Here is an 18,583-nt window from a genome sequence, read left to right on the forward strand (position 1 = left end):
TGATCTTTTAAAAACTGAGAGCGTTTAAGGATAACTTTACGAAAGAATACAGTGTTACACATAGATCGTTCTTAAAATATACGCCTTTTTGCGAACAGCTTTATTTATCTTTAGGTGGTTCATGAGCAATATCAAATTTAGTTTTATTGTTTTGGCAGTATTGGGGTTGGGAGCCTGTCAAACGGTTGCCCAACCTAAGCTTACTGTTGGTTCGACAGGACTATCAGAGCCACCTGCTGCAGATGCTCAAGTTCGGGCAGAGCGTATTAATTTTAAAAAACTCAAACAGCAGGAAAACCGTCCTATTGTTGCCTTGGTACTGGGCAGTGGTGGCGCTCGTGGCTATGCTCATATCGGGGTCATTCAGGTACTGGAGCAGCAAGGAATACACCCGGATTTGATTGTAGGTACCAGTGCGGGCAGTATTGTGGGTTCCATTTATGCCAGTGGTAAAACAGCAGAAGAGCTGCGTGATATTGCTTTAAGCATGAAAGCCAATGATGTGCGTGATGTAACGCTGGACATGAAAGGCTTTTTTGATGGTCAAAAAGTTGAAAATTATGTCAATCAACAAGTCAACAATATGCCCTTAGAAGCATTAAAAATCCCGATGTATGTGGTCGCAACGGAATTAAAACAAGGCAAAAAAGTCGTCTTTAACTATGGTAATACCGGACAGGCGGTACGCGCTTCCGTATCTATTCCAAGCATGTTTATTCCGACCAAAATTGGTGCGGATGAATATGTGGATGGCGGTCTGGTGAGCCCGGTACCTGTAGGCGTGGCACGTGATTTGGGGGCGGATATTGTGATTGCTGTGGATATTTTGGCGCAACCCATGCATACCGAAACCAGTAATGTTTGGGGAATGTTCAATCAAAATATTAATATCATGCAGAGCCGTTTAGCTGAAGAAGAGTTAAAGCATGCAGATATTGTGATTCAGCCAGATTTAAGGGAAAAAGGGCACATATTTGATGTAAAAGGTCGTGCAATGACCATGCAAGCCGGAATAGATGCAACAGAAAGTCAGTTAAATGAAATTACCACTTTATTGAAACAGAAGCATTATCCATTTGGTCATACCATTCAGCAATTAAGCGCACAGGATTAAGTCCTTCAATTAATTGCAATGATGAAACCGAATCCCTCAGAGTCTCAGATTCATTATTGCAATGCTGTTAGGTTTTAGTCTGTCGTTATTTAGGTTTTGAGGGATAATCAATCAAAATGAATGGAATTCAACTGTAAAGATAAACTAATCAATTGATATTATTCAATAAAATCAACTAAGTGATGAAAGCTTTTGTATTATATAATTTTTATATAATATGTGTTTGTTCAATGATTTAAGTTTACCAGTAAATAAAAATTCTCTACACTGGAGTTTATTAAAGTCATAAAAGCATATTTCTGTAAGGATGGTTAAATGCATAACAGTAGTATGAACATAGAAAAATTTGCCATAGGTCAAAAAGTTAAAATGGCGAGTATGGAAAATCTGGTATTTACCGTGATTTCAGAAAATACTGATGGTACCTATAGTGTTGAGACCCAGCTCGACCAGCAAAATGTATTGAGCTATGGCAATATTTCCAAAGAAATGCTGCGCAATGTAACACCTTGATATTAGTTTAAGCTGAGATTTAACTGGTCTGATATGACACGTTAAACACTAGCCCTGTGCCCAAATAGATTTAAATTTTGTTTGATTCATAGGTATTCAAGTAATAATCACACGATATGTTTTAAAATATATAGTCATCTTTTTGTAATTTAATTTTTAGAACAAATATTCTATTAAAATCATGCTATAAGAAAAATGTTTATATCTCAGTGAGTTGGTAAAATTGATATATATTTTTTTGAATGATACCAAAATCACTATAAATAATAATGATGGGTTTATTGGCAATTTCGACATTTTATTTCATAGAAAAACGATATAATCATTCCTTATACTATTGTCTGTAAAAGAGTCTAGAGAACGCGATGTCCCCATTAGATCAAATTGCTCCAGCATTAGATGACCAGTCTGAATTAACCATGACAGTTTTAATGACTCCTGATATGGCGAACTTTTCAGGAAATGTTCATGGCGGAACAATTTTAAAATTACTGGATCAGGTCGCATACGCATGTGCTAGCCGTTATTCAGGCAGTTATGTGGTGACTTTGTCTGTGGATAAAGTAAATTTCAAAGAACCGATTCATGTGGGTGAACTCGTTACTTTTCTTGCCAGTGTCAACCATGTCGGTCGTACCTCAATGGAAATCGGGATTCGCGTAGAAGCGCAGAACATTCAAAAACGTACCGTACGTCATACCAATAGTTGTTACTTCACTATGGTAGCTGTAGATGAAAATGGTCAACCGAAACAGATTCCGCCATTGAAGCTGGACAATGACTGGAAACGTTGCCGTTTTGAGGCTGCTGAACATCGTAAAGTGGCACGCTTGCAAGAAAGCCATCATCCTTCATGCAGTATTTATAAAAAAACCTCGCAATGCTAATGCTGTATTAAAACAGACGGAACGCTGATGTTAAAAAGACTGCTTTAAAGCGGTCTTTTTTGATTTTAACGGGAAGATTGGAACTATACAGCAGGCAAAAATTAGCCTAATATAAAACGATACGTATCGTTTCGTTTTTGGTGATGAATGACTGAACTAGAAAAAACTTCGCGTCGTAAGCAATGTATTTTGCAGGCAGTGACTGCTGCATTGGAAGATGAGGATTACAGTCATTTAACTGTTGAAGATATTGCTGCACGGGCAGGGGTAGGAAAGTCGACCATTTATCGCTGGTGGAAGCATAAATCTGATCTGGTCTTTGATGCCTTTAAAGAGCACACCGCTTCGGTCTTTGATCTGGATTTCGAGCAGAGCCTGGAAGTTAATCTGAACCAGCAGCTGTTAAAATTGTCACTCGCGCTAAATCATCCGTTAGGGCGAGCTTTATTGGTGGTGATGGCCGAGCATCGTGAAGCAGCCGGTGAGTTTTTCAGGCTGTATTTATTACCGCGTCGTGAGCAAACACGCAAGTTGATTCAACTTGCCATAGAGCGTAATGAAATTATTGCCGATTATCCATTTGAACTGATGCTGGATACGCTGTATGGGCCGATTCATTATCAGATTATTTTCTTTAATTGCATGCCAGATGAAACTTACATACACAATCTTGTACGTTTGGTGATGCAACCTGTTCTGGTTCAAAAGTAGCACCAGGCTACCGCTAAGTTGGTCATTATGTCTGCAACAAACACTGAGCGTCTATGGAATCGCTCGTTTATATTATGTCTATGCAATAACCTGTTTTTATTTACCTATTATTATGCCTTATTAACTGTCTTGCCGATTTATATCATGAAGGATCTAGGCGGGACGGTGAAGGAAGCAGGTTTGGCACTGACCCTATTTCTGGTTTCTTCAATTGCGGTTCGTCCATTTTCCGGACTGATTGTGGAAAAATTAGGCAAAAAAATAGCCTTCCGCGGCTCGGAATTGCTGTTTGTACTGTTTGCTTTTAGCTATTTATTTGCCGACAGTATGTGGGCTTTATTGTTGATCCGTTTTATTCATGGCATCTGGTTTAGCATATTAACCACGGTCACCGTGCCCATAGCAAATGATTTTATTCCAGATCGGCGTAAGGGCGAGGGCATGGGCTATTTTGTCATGTCGACCAATCTTGCCGTGGTATTTGGGCCTTTAATTGCCTTGACCGTGTTGCAGTTTACTGATTTTAAGATGCTATTTGCGCTATTAACTGCTGTGATCAGTCTGGGTTTTATTTTTTGTTTAATCATTCCGGTACAACAGCAAGACAAGGTTGCCTTCACGGCTGAGACTCAAGAAAAAAAATGTTTGGGTTGGCATGATATTATTGAAACACGTGCTATACCGATTGGCTTTGTTGCCTTGCTGACTGCATTTGCCTATTCCAGCATTATGAGTTTCATTACCGCTTATAGTGAATCTAAAGCTCTACTCGCGTATACCAGCCTGTTTTTTATTGTCTTCGCCATTTCCATGATTGTAGTGCGGCCGTGGGTAGGCAAAATTTATGACCGTAAAGGTGCCAGTGCAGTCATTTATCCTTCCTTTATTTTCTTTGCCATAGGCCTGGTCGTGGTCAGTTTTATCTCCAATCAATGGCTGCTCTGGTTATCTGCTATATTTATTGGCATTGGTTATGGCTCCCTGTTTCCATGTTTTCAAACCATTGCTATTCAGTCTGTGCCAAAACAGCGTATGGGGCATGCAATTTCCACATTCTTTACCCTGTTTGATTTGGGCATGGCAATCGGCTCAGTCATTTTGGGATTGATGATTGCCTATTATGGTTATCAACTGAGTTATTTATTCTGTGCTGTAATTACTGTGCTGACTTTATTTGTTTATAAATCACAGTTTCGGCATCACTGAAGCAACCTAAATAAAGAGAGGTCCGGCACGTGGAATTACGTCATTTACGCTATTTTGTTGCAGTTGCACAAGAACTGAATTTTACCAAGGCGGCACAACGCATGTGTACGGTGCAACCATCTTTGAGCCAGCAGATTAAAGATCTGGAACATGAGGTGGGTGTTCAGTTATTGGTTCGATCCAACCGTAAAGTTGAGTTGACTGAAGCAGGAAAAGTCTTTCTGAAAGAAGCGCTGCTGAGTTTGGAGCATGCAGAAAAAGCGATTGATGCTGCACGGAAAATTGCCAACTTGAGCAAAGACCAGTTGAATATTGGCTTTGTCCCTGTGGCAGAAATGAAAATTTTTCCCTATATCATGCCGAATATACGGGCCCATTTCCCTGACATCAAAATTAACTTTCATAGCCTGACCGATGTCCACCAACTTAAAGCCTTAAAAAAAGGTGATATTGACATTGCCTTTACCCGCTATGTCGATGAATCGGATGAACTGGAGCATGTACAGATTTTTAGTGAGCCTCTGGCTTTAATCGTGCCCAAGGATTCACCTATTGCCGAGCAACGTCATATTAGTATCAAAAGTTTTAATCATCAGGACTTTGTTATTAGTGATGAAGATGCTTCACCGCAGTTGCACAAGATTATTACCGATTTCTTTAAGCAGGCTAAACTGGATGTCAACATCGTCCAGCACTCGACCAATATTCTATTAAATGTCAATTTAGTCGGCATGGGGGTCGGCTGGAGTTTGGTACCGGCTTATGTGATCCCGCTATTGGGCGATAAAATTATCGTGAAAAATACTATTGAGCCCTTACCGATGATTAACCTGTATGCCAGTTATCGTAAAGGGCAAAAAAATGAGCTGATTGAACTTATTTTAAAAATCTTGAAAGAACAGTTTTATATGGGTTTCTTTTAAAATAATTGTTTGATATCACACGATGCTTTTAAAGGCGATAAAAAGCATCGTTAAGGAGAGTGCATGTATCACATAATCACCATCAAATAATCAAAGCGCTTTATACTTAAAAATTAGAATAACAACAGAGGTCGAATTAAAATGATGAAGCTGTATAACAATGCTCAGTCGCGTGGCATGACCGTGATGCTTTTATTAAAAAGAGCTGGGTATAGAAGACCAGATTGAAGAGATAAACGTGCCCATATGAAAATATGCATCAGGCTGAATATTTAACTATTAATCCCATGGGAAAAGTCCCCTGTCTGGTTGATCAGGGCGTAGTGATTTCTGAAGTTGCGGCCATATTTACTTATCTGGCAGATAAATATATGGAAAAAGGTTTGGCGCCTGCCCTGGATGACCCCAAGCGAGGTGCATATCTGAAATGGATGTTCTTTGCGCATGGTCCTTTGACTGAGTTTATGGATTTAAAAGGTCTAGGCGTATCGGACGAGCAAATTGAGCAAAGAAAACGAAGCCTGACCTTTGGTCATGAAGAGAGTGTATTGGCATTGCTAAAAAAGGGTATGCAAGAAGCAAATCCGTATTTGCTGGGTGATAAAATTTCAGCAGCAGATTTATTTCTGGGTTATTGGGTAATTTTTGCTATCTCTCTCAAAATATTGCCTTATCTGGATGAGTTCAAGCCGTTTATTCAGCTTCTGGCACAGCGTGATTCAATGAAAGGTGTGCCATGGTTGCAGAAGATTAATGCTTAATATTTTTACTGTTAATTTTTAATTGAAATTGCTAAAGATATTAAAGTGATTGAGCTGATTTTGAAGAGTTAAAGGAATAGATTTATTTTGAAGCTCTCTTGAATAGATCTCTTGCATAAATCAAAAAATGTTCAATATTCGATTTTTTTAAATCAGCACTGCCTCATTTGATTGATTTAATTTTTTACCTTCTCGTAGGCAATCTCTCTACTTTTGAAAGGTCAAAATGAGGATCTCAAAATATATTGTGAGTCCGCAGGAAAAACCTTTTATTTCCCATACACGACATCCTGAGCCAGTTTTAAGCACTGCTTTAAAATGTAGCGTAAGGGATGGGAAACGTTGGGCATCCATGCCACACTCATGAATCTGATATTGACTAAAATCTATTTTTTAATTTTGGTTTTACGAACAATTTTTAGTTTCTAAAATGATGTATGGAAGAAGTCTAATAATTGACCTTAAATTTAAAGATTTATATGAGTGAAAAATAAAAAAAGACCACGCTTTCGCGTGGTCAGGCCTCTGAATATGATTCAGTCAATGTGTTTTTATATCTGTATTATTTTACATGCAGCTTTTTAAACAGCTGTTGGCTCACGTGATCCAGAGTTTGTGGAATCGCCAAGGCCGCCACAAAACGGTCAGGACGTAGAATTACCACCGATTCTGAAGTTTTACCAAACCAGCTGCGAATATCGGTTCCGATATCGCCAATGGTAATCACGCCATCAAATTGCTTACGGTTTTCATTGCCAAACTGAACTTCAGGAATGACCTGAATAAATTTGACGCCTAATTTTTTCCAGACTTGCATGGTGGTATCCGAGATGCCCCATTGAGGATCGACTCCCCAAGCAATGATCGCAAAGTCGTTGCCAATCACTTCATCCAGTAAAACTTGTTCACCCGACTCAAGTTTCACTTGCGGTTGAATAAACATCTTGCCGACCGGAGACTCTTTCTTGCCGTCTGCCAGCAAAGCACCGTCATGATATTTCGGCATCGGTTTAAAACGCATTTCAAGCAAATACTGTTTAATTGGCTTGATGTAATTCAATGCATAGGCAATACCGTCACGCACGAAACCTTGCCATTTTTTCGGTGGCGCAAGTACATGACCTGCCATCACTGAAAGATCAATCATGGCTTTAGCATGGTCTTTACGTTCAATCTGGTAAGAATCAAGCAGGTCTGGAGTCGCCTTGCCCTGAACAACCAATGCCACTTTCCAAGCCAGGTTAAAGGCATCGCGCATACCGCTGTTATACCCCTGACCTTGCCATACTGGCATAATATGTGCAGCATCACCGGCAAGCAAAATACGGTCAACACGGAATTTATCAGCAATACGTGCATTGTGGGTATAAACACGCTGACGGATTACTTCGATATTTTCAGCATTAGGCAATACTTTAGACAGCAATTTGGCAATATTTTCCGGTTTGCTTAACTCTTCTTGAGTTTCACCCGGCATCACCATGAATTCGAAACGGCGAATACCATGAGGCAGGGCAGCAGATACATACGGACGTACCGGGTCGCAGCATAGATAAATATGCGGTGTTGCCAAAGGATCATTTTCAATGTCAATTACAATCCATTGGTTTGGTGCGGTTTTACCATCAAAACCAATATTTAAAGTACGACGTACAATTGAGTTACCGCCATCACATGCAATTAAATATTTTGCCTGAACAATTTCTTCTTTCTGGTTTTTATCTTGAATTTTAAGCGTTACGCCGTTGGCATCTTGGCTAAATTCGCCCAGTTGACGTGAAAACAGTACTTGAGTGTTTTCATACTGGTTCAAACCTTGCAGCAAGACATTATCGACCTGAGGCTGAATAAAGGCATTGCGGCGTGAGAAACCGAATTCACGAGTCAATGGCTGAATGTCGGCAAAGCAACGACCTTTAGGCGTCAAGAAACGCATGGCATGATTTGGTGTGGTATGCGGTAAAACTTGATTCACTAAGCCAAGTGACTGAATAGTACGCAATGCTTCATCATCAATACCAATCGCACGCGGGTAATCAATCAAACTGTCCAGTTGTTCGATTACAGTGACCTGAATGCCTTGTTTACTTAAATAGTTCGCAATAGTCAAACCCACAGGGCCTGCGCCCAAGATTGCCACTTCAGTGGTGTAATTTGTTTTGTTGCTCATAGCGAATGCCCATTCAATCAATTCACATTTAAGCGTATTAACGGTGAATTTGAGGGTCTAAACAAGCTATGCCATAGTAGATATGTTGAATGAAAACAAAACAGCGGAAATACATATTATTATATAAGATATTGAAAATAAATATTTATTTAAATTGTCTACTATATGTTTTTCGGGCTTAATGATCATTTTTTTCTATCATATATAAATATTTGCTAAACATAAAAAGCGCAAGAGTTTACCTCATTCCGCTTTTTGACTTAATCTTGCTTTGCATGCAACAGCATGGAGTGAATGATTTGCAGTGAGATTTTAAAAACGTCAAAAAATAAAAATTGAATGATGACGGATTCAAAATAAATTGGATGCTTTACTATACAGTACGGAAAAAATGAAAGTGAGCATCATCATGATCCGTATGGGTGGGTGAGTTGTGCTCACTGATGAACTGATTATATCTATCTGAAAGCGAGTTGATTTTGAAACTGATTTCTCCTACTCAAGCTGTACCGACTCATATTATTTCTGGTTTTTTAGGGGCTGGAAAAACCACCTTGCTTCAACATTTGCTCAGTCAGAAGCCAGAAAATGAGGTCTGGGCGGTGTTGATGAACGAGTTTGGGCAAATTGGGGTCGATCAGCAGCTGTTACCGCAAACCCAAGGCTATGAAGTGAAAGAGCTATTGGGCGGTTGTCTTTGCTGTAGCAGCCAGTTACCGATGCAGATTGCCTTGTCGCGATTATTGTCAGAAAGCAAACCGGACCGGTTGTTTATCGAACCCACAGGGCTAGGACATCCTGCACAATTGCTGGAACAGCTGACCGAACCGCACTGGCAGCCGAGTATTGCCATGCGTGCCTTGGTGACTGTAGTCGATGGTTCCCGTTTGCATGATAGTGATTGGAGCAAGCAGAATTTATATGCCGATCAGTTAAAAGCAGCACAAATCATTGTGGTGTCCCATGCGGATACTATGAGTTTTGCAGATGATCAGGCTTTGCAGGCATTAAAGCGTGAATATCAGGCTTATCAGCAAACCTGGCTGATGAGTGGGCAAGATAAAATTCCTCTGCAACAAATTGACCTGCCTTATGTGGGAACCAGACGTAAAATTCAGCCTTTATTGAAAATCCAAAAAACATTTTCAGCTGGACAGCCTCTACCAGAAATTAAACAGTTGCCTTATCACTATGTTGAAACTGCACAAGGCTATAGTGTAGCGGGATGGAAATTGCCCAAGCGCTGGCAATTCGACTTTTATGCCTTGCTGGATTTACTGTGTGAACAGCAACAGTGGCTGCGGATTAAAGGGATTTTTAATACCAACCAGGGCTGGAAAACCTTCAATTTTAATCCCGAGCAGTTTAACTATCAGTCTGCAGAAGAAGGCGTGGATAACCGTATTGAAATTATTGTGCAGCATCCGCATGACTGGCAGTTATTTGAACAGCAACTGTTTCAGTGCCAGATTAATCCAGATCAGGATTAAAAAACATTTCAGCAAAATACGCCCAAATCTTATATGCTAGGCGCCAAATTTGAGGACTCTTTTATGGCGCTAAAAGCAACAATTTATAAGGCAGATTTGAATATTGCCAATATGGATGACCATCAATATGGTGATTATCAACTCACTATGGCTTTGCATCCTTCAGAAACCATTGAACGCTTGATGGTACGTATTTTGGCTTATGCGCGTTTTGCCGATGAAGCTCTGGAGTTTACCAAAGATTTGTTTGAAACTAATGAGCCGGCGTTATGGCAAAAAGATCTGACCGGCCAACTGATTAAATGGATTGAAGTGGGCTGTCCGGATGAAGATAAGGTGAAAAAGGCCAGTGCGCGTTGTAAGCAGGTGGCTGTGGTTACTTATGGCTCAGCTGTAGATGAATGGTACAAACGCAACAGCAAATTAAAAACCTTAAGCAATGTCGAAGTGTGGAAACTCTCTACTGCGACTACTGATGCCTTGCCACAATTATGCGAGCGTACTATGCAGTTACAGCTAAATGTTATGGATGGTGAATGGACCTTGATTGGGGATCACGCTCAAGTCGTGGTGGAGTGGGAACAATTACAATAAATAGATACAGGTTGCAGGCTTAGGCTTGCATCCTGATCACAAAATTACCTATACCTGAAAACAATAAAAATGAATAAAGGGAAAATATATGTATCCGGATCTCTATCGTTTGCTGATTGCCCTCGGTATTGGGGTAATTATTGGTGCAGAGCGAGAATATCGTAGAAAATCGGCCGGCCTTTGAACTATGATTATGGTCAGTTTGAGTTCCTGCCAATATTCTGACCGGGCTGGATTTGTCGGGGAAGGGGGTGATTTTTAAGGATGAAAATCATAAAAAATTGATGGCTTATTTATTGAATGATTCGAATATCCAGGAACTCTGCTTTTAAGTATAGAAATACCGATTCCCTTAAATTCTAAAGCATGCAGCTAAATCCGGTTATACTAGGCATTGAAAAATTGCTGCTCAGTTTAGGTAAATGATCATGATAAATGAATTAGAAATTATCGATTTAAAAGTAGGTGAAGGTAAAGAAGCGGTGAAAGGTGCGCTGATTACGACCCATTACACAGGCTGGCTGGAAGATGGAACCAAGTTCGATTCATCCATTGACCGTGGTAACTACTTTGAAACCGTGATTGGTACTGGTCGTGTGATTAAAGGCTGGGATCAAGGCATTATGGGCATGAAAGTCGGTGGTAAACGTAAATTAATGGTGCCGGCACACCTGGCTTATGGTGAACGTAAAATGGGTAAAATTATTCCTGCCAATTCAAACCTTATTTTTGAAATTGAACTATTTGACGTAAAAACACGTGATTAAGTGCGCCTTGATTATCGGTTAAAAAATATTCTGCAAGAGACAAGGATGAATCTTGCAGATAGGTGAAAAATAGTTTGAATTTTATTTTTTTACCGCTACATTAAGAAATAGCTAAGCGTATTTAAGGATGATTCGCTTTTTGTATAAAATTCAGAAATTAATTCATTTTTTAAAACTTTTTCTAGCAATATGTTTATGCATAGGTCTGGGGCAGAAGAAGGTCTGGGCACTTTATGAAGCCGCGCCTGAATCCTATTATTTACATCAAAAATTCTTGAATGATGTTCAGTTTACTGAAGATAGCTCTACGCCACTTAAGGGGACATGGCAGTATTATCCTGAGCAATTCATCACCCAACCCAGTTCAGTTTTAAAATCGACTAGCGTAACTTTGCCAGTCTCTTTTAAAGAAATCACTGGAACTAACCAGACTTATGGCACATTTATTGGCCATTTTAAAATACCCAAGCAATTTGTAGGGCGCCGTATAGCCATTTTTATTCCCAATCAATATGGGGCTTACAAAATGTTCTTGAATGGTGATTTTATACTGCGTTTAGGAGAAGTCGGAAAAGACCCAAGCCATCATCAAACGGAAAATGCACCTAAAATTGCCTTTTTTGTGGTGGAAAAAGAGTATTTCACCATCACCATTCAGGCATCCAATTTTGATCCTCAGCATGGTGGTCTTGAAAATCCGATGCGGATAGGCATAGGTACAACCATTGGTCGCCAGTTCCAGCAGATGATGATGAGTATTGGCCTGGTGTGTGGAGCAGTCTTGGGTATTGGAATGTTTACCTTAATGTTTTCAGTATTCCAAGGAGTGATTAATCGCAGCAGTATCCGGGTTTTTGTGTTTGGTATTTTTATCCTGTTTCTGGCCTTGCATAATTTATTTTCAGCCCCTTATGCCTATACCACCTTTACCAATATCGGCTGGTTATGGGGAGAGCGTTTAGAATATCTGTTTACTTATCTGGCAGTCACTTTTTTTATCAGTTATATGTTTTTACTCAGTCGGCGTTATATGCATCCGATTGTTTACAGTGTGGCCATGTGCGTACTGATCATGGATATGATGGTGACCTTGTTTACTGTGCCTGAAGTGTTTCAGCGTTTTGCCTTTTATAGTTGGGTCATTAGCCCGATTGTCATTGTAAATTTTGGCTACGGTTTTTATCTGACCCTGAAATCAAAAGAGCAATATTCCAGCGTCAATGTATGGGCGATAATTTTATTATGTGTGACCTTTTTTCATGATTTCTTGTTGACCTTAAATTTACTCGATTCATTTAATCTTTCATTTATTTCAACCAGTTTCTATGCTTTGCTGATTATGTTTCAGCAGTCAAAAAACTATGCACAGCATACCTCGCATATTGAGCAATTGAATAATAGCTTACTTGAGCTGAATAGTTCTCTGGATCATAAAGTACAGGAGCGCACTTCACAGTTACATCAACTGAACCAGAAGCTAGAGCGACAAATTCAAATAGATGCATTAACCGGGGCTTTTAACCGGCGGGCTTTAAATGCTGAAATTCAGCGATTATTTACCCTGACACAAAATCATACCCATTATAGTCTGGCATTTGCCATGTTAGATGTAGATTATTTTAAAAACTATAATGATTACTATGGGCATTTGAAGGGGGATGTAATTTTGCAAGATTTGGTCAAGCTGATCCAGCAGGCCTTGCCTGAATCTGCTTATGTTGCCCGCTACGGTGGGGAAGAGTTTGCCATTATTTTGCATAATATTCCGAGTCAAGTGGTCTTGAATGTGTTGCAGCAGGTTTTAAATGCAGTCAGAGATGCTCAATTTGAACATTTAAACCGGCCTGATCAAAAACAGTATGTGACTTTAAGTATGGGTGTGGCATGGATGGATCGAAATCATCCCTATAGCGATATTCATGAACTGATGAAAGCTGCCGATATCCAGCTTTATGCAGCCAAGGATGCCGGACGGGATCAATATCAGCCCTCTGGAACTTAGTTTAAATTTTGTGGATATTTAAGCTTTTTTTTTAGCTCTTTTGACTAAAATAAAAAGCAGGCATGCCAGTTAAAGTATGATGATCTTAATCACAGTTCCTCTATTTTTAAACGTTTAATTTTCAAAAAATTATTATTTTTTAAGCTTCATTTCAGCTTGATTGGATAAAAAGACAGATTCAGAGTTCTGAACGTCGTAAATCGTGAAAAGGGTAGTTTTCTATTGATCAATGATGCTACGTGTTCAGAGCATAAAATGTTTTTTGAGCACCATTCAATGAAGACTCGCTTGCTGTCCACCTTGCTTTCTGCTTCTCTTTCCGCCGTTTTATGTCAGATGCCTCATTTAGCCTGGAGTAAAACACTACCATCCAGCAATCCCACCCTTACGGTGATTGGCTACCATGAAATTACCGATAGACAATCGGCCCTGATTCCTGACTATTCGGTAACGACCCAGCAGTTTCAGCAACATATCAGCTGGCTTAAAAATAACGGTTTTCATTTTATTAATGTCGATCAGCTGATTAAAGCGCACGAAGGGAAATATCGCTTGCCGAGCAAACCGGTTTTATTAACGGTGGATGATGGCTATGCATCATTTTATAAAAGTGCCTATCCGGTGACCAAAGCCAATAAAATTCCCGTGGTGCTGGCGGTCGTGGGTTCATGGCTAGAGCCTAAAGCAGGTCAAAGCGTTGACTTTTCAGGTGAGAAAATTCAGCGTAGTCAAATGTTATCCTGGGCTGAATTGAAAGAGATGCAGGACAGTGGTCTGGTCGAAATTGCCAGTCATAGCTATAACCTGCATCGCGGCATCTTGGGCAATCCGCAGGGCAATATGGAACCGGCGGCAGTGACACGGTTATACGATCCTAAATCTGCCAGTTATGAAACCGAACGTCATTATCAGCAACGGATTACAGGTGACTTAAAGCAGAATAACCAGTTATTGACTGCACATGGTTTGAAATCACCTCGTGTGATGGTTTGGCCCTATGGTCACTATAATATGCAAACCGTAAAAATTGCCAAACAGTTAGGTATGCCGGTGGCGATTAGTCTGGACGATGGTGCAGATTCGGCTAAAGATTCATTGGGGCAGCTCAACCGTATTCTGATTGAAGGCAATATGACGACTGCGGATTTAGCTCAGGAGATTCAAAATCGTCAGCAACATTTAGGCGACAATAACCGTCCGCAAAAAATCATGCATATCGATCTGGATTACATTTACGACAAAGATCCTATTCAGCAGGAACGTAATCTGGATCACTTGCTTGACCGGATTGTGGCGATGAAAGTCAATACCGTGTATTTACAAGCCTTTTCTGATCCGGATGCCAATGGTTCTGCGGATATGGTGTATTTCCCGAACCATTATTTGCCCATGCGTGCCGACCTGTTTAACCGTGCTGCCTGGCAAATTCAAACCCGTACCCAAGTCAGCCGGGTCTATGCCTGGATGCCATTACTGGCCTGGGAATTACCAAAAGATAACCCGGTGTCCAAAGATGTGGTAGTGACCCAGCAAGCCGATGATTCTAACCATCTGAATATGGGCTATCATCGTTTAAGTCCTTTTTCTGCCGATGCGCGTAAAACCATTGCCGGTATTTATCAGGATCTGGCCAAATCAGTGCCATTTAACGGCATTTTATTCCACGATGACACCACTTTATCGGACTATGAAGATGCCAGCCCTGATGCTTTAAAAGCCTATGCTGCGATAGGCTTACCGACCGATCTGGCCAAAATCCGTAATAACGATGCCGAGCTGGAAAAATGGACCGGCTTTAAAACCAGATACATTGATGACTTTGCCATGCAACTGGCGCAAGAAGTCCGTCAGTATCATCCATTCTTGCTGACTGCACGCAATTTATATGCTCAGGTTGCCCTGCGGCCTTATGCTGAAAACTGGTATTCACAGTCTCTGGAACAGTCGATCAACCGTTATGACTTCACTGCAATCATGGCAATGCCCTATATGGAGCAGGCCGCAGATAGCGATGCTTTTTATCGGGACATTGTTAATCGCGTGAAGCAATATCCGAATGGCATGAAGAAAACCGTCTTTGAATTGCAGTCAGTGAACTGGCGAACCAATCAACGCGTTCCTTCCAATGAAATAGCCAGAACCATTGAGTCTTTATATACTCAAGGGGTGATGCATGAAGCGTATTATCCAGATGATCCGATTCAGGACTATCCAGATACAGGCGTGTTACGCAAAGCCTTTGATATGAAATCCAGCAAACTTATTCCTTAAAGGAATTCCATATGTCAACGCTGCAGCATTTTTGGCATTCTGCATTGCACTTTGTTTTTTATTATCCATTATTTATGTCGTATTTATGGATGATCGGTGCACTGATTTTCTACTGGAAAGAACGACAGGATCCGCCGTATCAGCAGCCTGAGGCATTACCTGATTATCCTAAGGTGGCTGTACTGGTACCTTGTTTTAACGAAGGTGATAATGCCGAAGAAACATTGGGTCATGCACTGGCGCTGGATTATCCAAATTTTGAGGTCATTGCGATCAATGATGGCAGTTCCGATAACACCGCAGCCGTGTTAAACCGTCTGGCAGACCGGTATGAAAAATTGCGTGTGGTACATTTGGCGCATAATCAGGGCAAAGCCATGGCCTTGCAGGCCGGCAGCTTGCTCACCGATGCAGAATATTTGCTCGGCATTGATGGTGATGCTTTGCTTGATCCGCATGCGGCGACCTGGATGTTACGGCATTTTCTGCAGGATGAAACCGTGGCTGCGGTCACCGGTAATCCGCGAATTCGTACCCGTTCGACTTTGATTGGACGTATTCAGGTGGGAGAATTTTCCTCCATAGTGGGCATGATTAAACGGGCACAACGCAGTTTTGGTCGGCTGTTTACCGTTTCTGGCGTGATTACTGCCTTTCGTAAAAGTGCCGTGCATGAAGTCGGCTACTGGTCACCCGACATGCTGACCGAAGATATCGACATTACCTGGAAGCTGCAACGTGCAGGCTGGAATATTCAATTCGAACCGAATGCCTTGGTCTGGATTTTAATGCCGGAAACATTCAAGGGTTTGTGGAAACAGCGGCTACGCTGGGCCATGGGCGGGGCACAGGTGCTGATTAAAAATATAGATGTGCTGTTTCAACCGAAACTGAATTTTTTATGGCCGCTGCTGTGTGAGCTGGTGCTGACTTTGGTATGGTCTTATTTGATGTTGTTTATGGCCGTCCTCTGGTTAATCCATTTTGTGGTTCCATTGGGCATATCGGGCATTAGTTCACCATTTTTACCCTATGGCACCGGCATGCTTTTGGGCGTGACCTGCCTGTTGCAGTTTGCGATCAGCAAATGGATGGACAGCCGTTATGAACCTTCGCTAGGCAAAAATTACTTCTGGATGATCTGGTATCCCTTTGTATTCTGGCTGATCACCCTGACGGCCAGTATCGTGGCATTTCCTAAAGTATTGTTACGCGGCAATGGCCAGCGCGCACGCTGGGTCAGTCCAGACCGTGGGATGCGTAATTCCAAACTCAATAATGAAGAAGTCATCCATGAAAAATAATCCTTTAATTATTGATTTACGTCATTGCTTGCCATGGCATAAACGTTATGCATCACATACCTCTACCGCTATGATGTGGGCGATATGGCTGTTGTTATGGCGACCGTTGTTGATTGTGCTGGGGATTGTGAGCCTGCAAAAACAGCATGTGTTGCATCAGCTTTTTTCTGCCTTTGGTTTGGGCATTGAACATGGCGTGAGTGCATTATTGGCCTGTGCTGTGGGCTTGCTGCTATGGTCGAATTTTGTTCCTGCAAAAACAGTAAAGACAAGCTCTGCCAAAAATATTGCCGATTATGGACAGCATTTTGGTTTGGCTGTTGAAGAAATCGAACAGGGACGCCAGCAAAAGGTCAGCGTGGTTCATCATGATGAACACGGCAAAATCATTCATATTGAATAACAGATTTTTATCTGTACCCAAAACCAAGAAAATCCCGGGTCGGCATCCAGCCCGGGATTTTTCTATTTTATTTTATCTGCTATTTGCCCGGTACGCGCAACGCATAGCAGGCTAAACCCATACACAGTAACAGCAGCCCTAGGATGAAATGTGAGCTGAGCAGTTCGTGATTAAGCCATTTGCCCCACAGTGTAGCCAGTACGGGGCAAATGATGTTCATCAGCATCAGTGTAGTGGGCTTGACTTTGTTCAGCAGCTGATAATAAAAAATCATTGCCAGTACAGATGAAAATACTGCGCTATAGACAATTGCGATAGCGGTATCTAACGATGGCAGCTCATCTGGCATGTCGGAGGAGAAAAAGGGCACAAGCTACAATAACCCAGCCATGACATGAGGGTAGCACCGGTCATCTGACTGATCGGATGGATATTTGCAGCAACCGCATGCACAGCAAATGCAGAAAATACATACAAAAGCATGGCCACGATTTCCAAACCAATGCCAAATCTATCCAATAACAGGTTTTGCTCGTTTAAGCCCAGTGCAAAATATAAGCCCAACATACCCAATAGCAAGCCCAACCATTGATAGGCACTAAACTTTTCACTGCGAAAAATATAAATGGCCACTAAACCCGAGACAAAGGGAGCACTACCATAAATGATTGAAATCACTGTGGAAGGTACCCTGGAGGCGCCCATATAGCAGAAGGCCATGGAGGCAAACAGGCCGAGAGCACCCGCGGCATAGCTGAGCAAAGCTTGCGGGTGCACCGGTACTTTGACCTTGAAGTAGGCCTGACAGGCTAGTGCAATCGGTATGGCCAAGCTAAACCGGATAAATAAACCCCACGCCCAATGAATTTCATGCACTGTCCAGACTGCTGAAAGCGGAGTGAGTGACCAAATCAGCACAACAGTAATAAATTGACCGGCTGTAGCAAAGCGTGAGTTTTGGCTAAAAGGGGCTACAACCGGTTTGGACAGTGGTGTGGGGAATCCATTTTTATTAATTGGATGATTCATCAGCTTTTTCCTTGTTTTTAGGCAATAAAAAAGGCCGCTATTGAGGCGACCTTGGGGTATTTTTTACTTAGTGATTTATTCTAAATCATCATCAGGGTACAGTTTCCAAGGCACCTCATGTAAAAACTCCACACGTCGTGAACCGGCCTGGTTGACCTGAAGATCCCAAGTGAGACAAGTGACAAGCGTATATTGAGCAGATGAAGAAATAGGGAACATGAGTAAAATTCCTTGGCATTCTTTTTTATAACATAAAATTTTAAAAATCGTATAATTTTTATTCAAATTGTTTATATATAGGACTTACGCAGTATTATTTATAGATTCTCTGTGGTAGCAGATGATTTTTATCGAGAATAAAGTCATCAATGAAGTTTTTGATCATTGGTCTAAATAATTTCTTCTGCCAACGATATACATTTTCAAAGATCCGCTCAA

The 18,583-nt window shown here is 41.1% G+C and carries 14 protein-coding genes and 4 pseudogenes; 15 read left to right on the forward strand and 3 right to left on the reverse strand.

The features are described from left to right. The first annotated feature begins 121 nt into the window (after nucleotides 1-121). The 7 genes and pseudogenes from FTT83_RS06310 (at nucleotide 122) to FTT83_RS06340 (ending at nucleotide 6,115) form a co-directional block, all read left to right on the forward strand. On the forward strand, nucleotides 122-1,114 hold the full coding sequence (locus FTT83_RS06310; protein WP_180176430.1) for a patatin-like phospholipase family protein: 993 nt from the start codon (nucleotides 122-124) through the stop codon (nucleotides 1,112-1,114). A 315-nt stretch (nucleotides 1,115-1,429) separates the two neighbouring features. Next, nucleotides 1,430-1,627, forward strand: coding sequence for a hypothetical protein (locus FTT83_RS06315; protein WP_171263187.1), 198 nt, complete (start codon nucleotides 1,430-1,432; stop codon nucleotides 1,625-1,627). 365 nt (nucleotides 1,628-1,992) lie between these two features. Then, the gene (locus tag FTT83_RS06320; protein WP_086174788.1) at nucleotides 1,993-2,514 is read left to right on the forward strand and encodes an acyl-CoA thioesterase; all 522 of its coding nucleotides are present in this window, start codon (nucleotides 1,993-1,995) and stop codon (nucleotides 2,512-2,514) included. A gap of 147 nt (nucleotides 2,515-2,661) precedes the next feature. Beyond that, complete coding sequence (locus FTT83_RS06325; protein WP_086195969.1) at nucleotides 2,662-3,225, forward strand: TetR/AcrR family transcriptional regulator; 564 nt, start codon at nucleotides 2,662-2,664, stop codon at nucleotides 3,223-3,225. A 27-nt stretch (nucleotides 3,226-3,252) separates the two neighbouring features. Beyond that, nucleotides 3,253-4,431, forward strand: coding sequence for an MFS transporter (locus FTT83_RS06330; protein WP_180176429.1), 1,179 nt, complete (start codon nucleotides 3,253-3,255; stop codon nucleotides 4,429-4,431). A 29-nt stretch (nucleotides 4,432-4,460) separates the two neighbouring features. Then, nucleotides 4,461-5,354 (forward strand): DNA-binding transcriptional regulator HcaR, encoded by an 894-nt coding sequence (gene hcaR / locus FTT83_RS06335; RefSeq protein WP_180174816.1) that lies wholly within the window; start codon nucleotides 4,461-4,463, stop codon nucleotides 5,352-5,354. Nucleotides 5,355-5,498: 144 nt separating this feature from the next. After that, nucleotides 5,499-6,115 (forward strand): annotated as a pseudogene (locus tag FTT83_RS06340) (glutathione S-transferase family protein). A gap of 562 nt (nucleotides 6,116-6,677) precedes the next feature. On the opposite strand, the gene FTT83_RS06345 reads toward FTT83_RS06340, so the two are convergent. Beyond that, nucleotides 6,678-8,285 (reverse strand): bifunctional 3-(3-hydroxy-phenyl)propionate/3-hydroxycinnamic acid hydroxylase, encoded by a 1,608-nt coding sequence (locus FTT83_RS06345; protein ID WP_180176428.1) that lies wholly within the window; start codon nucleotides 8,283-8,285, stop codon nucleotides 6,678-6,680. A 479-nt stretch (nucleotides 8,286-8,764) separates the two neighbouring features. Here FTT83_RS06345 and FTT83_RS06350 point away from each other — a divergent pair, with 479 nt between their 5' ends. The 8 genes and pseudogenes from FTT83_RS06350 to pgaD all read left to right on the forward strand — a co-directional run bounded on the left by FTT83_RS06350 (nucleotide 8,765) and on the right by pgaD (nucleotide 17,116). Beyond that, entirely contained in the window at nucleotides 8,765-9,775 is a 1,011-nt protein-coding gene (locus FTT83_RS06350; RefSeq protein ID WP_180176427.1) for a GTP-binding protein, read from the forward strand. Nucleotides 9,776-9,838: 63 nt separating this feature from the next. Continuing rightward, complete coding sequence (locus FTT83_RS06355; RefSeq protein ID WP_180176426.1) at nucleotides 9,839-10,369, forward strand: YaeQ family protein; 531 nt, start codon at nucleotides 9,839-9,841, stop codon at nucleotides 10,367-10,369. Between the two features lie 88 nt (nucleotides 10,370-10,457). After that, nucleotides 10,458-10,641 (forward strand): annotated as a pseudogene (locus FTT83_RS06360) (MgtC/SapB family protein); the annotation flags it as partial. Nucleotides 10,642-10,797: 156 nt separating this feature from the next. After that, nucleotides 10,798-11,136: an FKBP-type peptidyl-prolyl cis-trans isomerase gene (locus FTT83_RS06365; RefSeq protein ID WP_086176864.1), complete on the forward strand. Its 339-nt coding sequence runs from the start codon at nucleotides 10,798-10,800 to the stop codon at nucleotides 11,134-11,136. Between the two features lie 127 nt (nucleotides 11,137-11,263). Continuing rightward, nucleotides 11,264-13,138 (forward strand): diguanylate cyclase, encoded by a 1,875-nt coding sequence (locus FTT83_RS06370; protein ID WP_180176425.1) that lies wholly within the window; start codon nucleotides 11,264-11,266, stop codon nucleotides 13,136-13,138. Between the two features lie 336 nt (nucleotides 13,139-13,474). After that, nucleotides 13,475-15,409 carry a poly-beta-1,6-N-acetyl-D-glucosamine N-deacetylase PgaB gene (pgaB, locus tag FTT83_RS06375; RefSeq protein ID WP_373456110.1) on the forward strand — a complete coding sequence of 645 codons (1,935 nt, stop codon included), beginning with the start codon at nucleotides 13,475-13,477 and terminating at the stop codon, nucleotides 15,407-15,409. An 11-nt stretch (nucleotides 15,410-15,420) separates the two neighbouring features. Continuing rightward, nucleotides 15,421-16,713, forward strand: a complete 1,293-nt coding sequence (gene pgaC / locus FTT83_RS06380) for a poly-beta-1,6-N-acetyl-D-glucosamine synthase (protein WP_166167588.1) — start codon at nucleotides 15,421-15,423, stop codon at nucleotides 16,711-16,713. Continuing rightward, nucleotides 16,703-17,116 (forward strand): poly-beta-1,6-N-acetyl-D-glucosamine biosynthesis protein PgaD, encoded by a 414-nt coding sequence (gene pgaD / locus FTT83_RS06385; protein WP_166167585.1) that lies wholly within the window; start codon nucleotides 16,703-16,705, stop codon nucleotides 17,114-17,116. The genes pgaC and pgaD overlap by 11 nt, the downstream gene beginning before the upstream one ends. Before the next feature lie 79 nt (nucleotides 17,117-17,195). On the opposite strand, the pseudogene FTT83_RS06390 reads toward pgaD, so the two are convergent. Together FTT83_RS06390 and FTT83_RS06395 are read right to left on the reverse strand one after the other, a co-directional pair. Then, nucleotides 17,196-18,145 (reverse strand): annotated as a pseudogene (locus FTT83_RS06390) (DMT family transporter). Between the two features lie 313 nt (nucleotides 18,146-18,458). Then, nucleotides 18,459-18,583: pseudogene (locus tag FTT83_RS06395) on the reverse strand (IS701 family transposase); the annotation flags it as partial.

It is taken from the genome of Acinetobacter sp. YH01018 (assembly GCF_013420295.1).
Taxonomy (GTDB): Bacteria; Pseudomonadota; Gammaproteobacteria; order Pseudomonadales; family Moraxellaceae; genus Acinetobacter.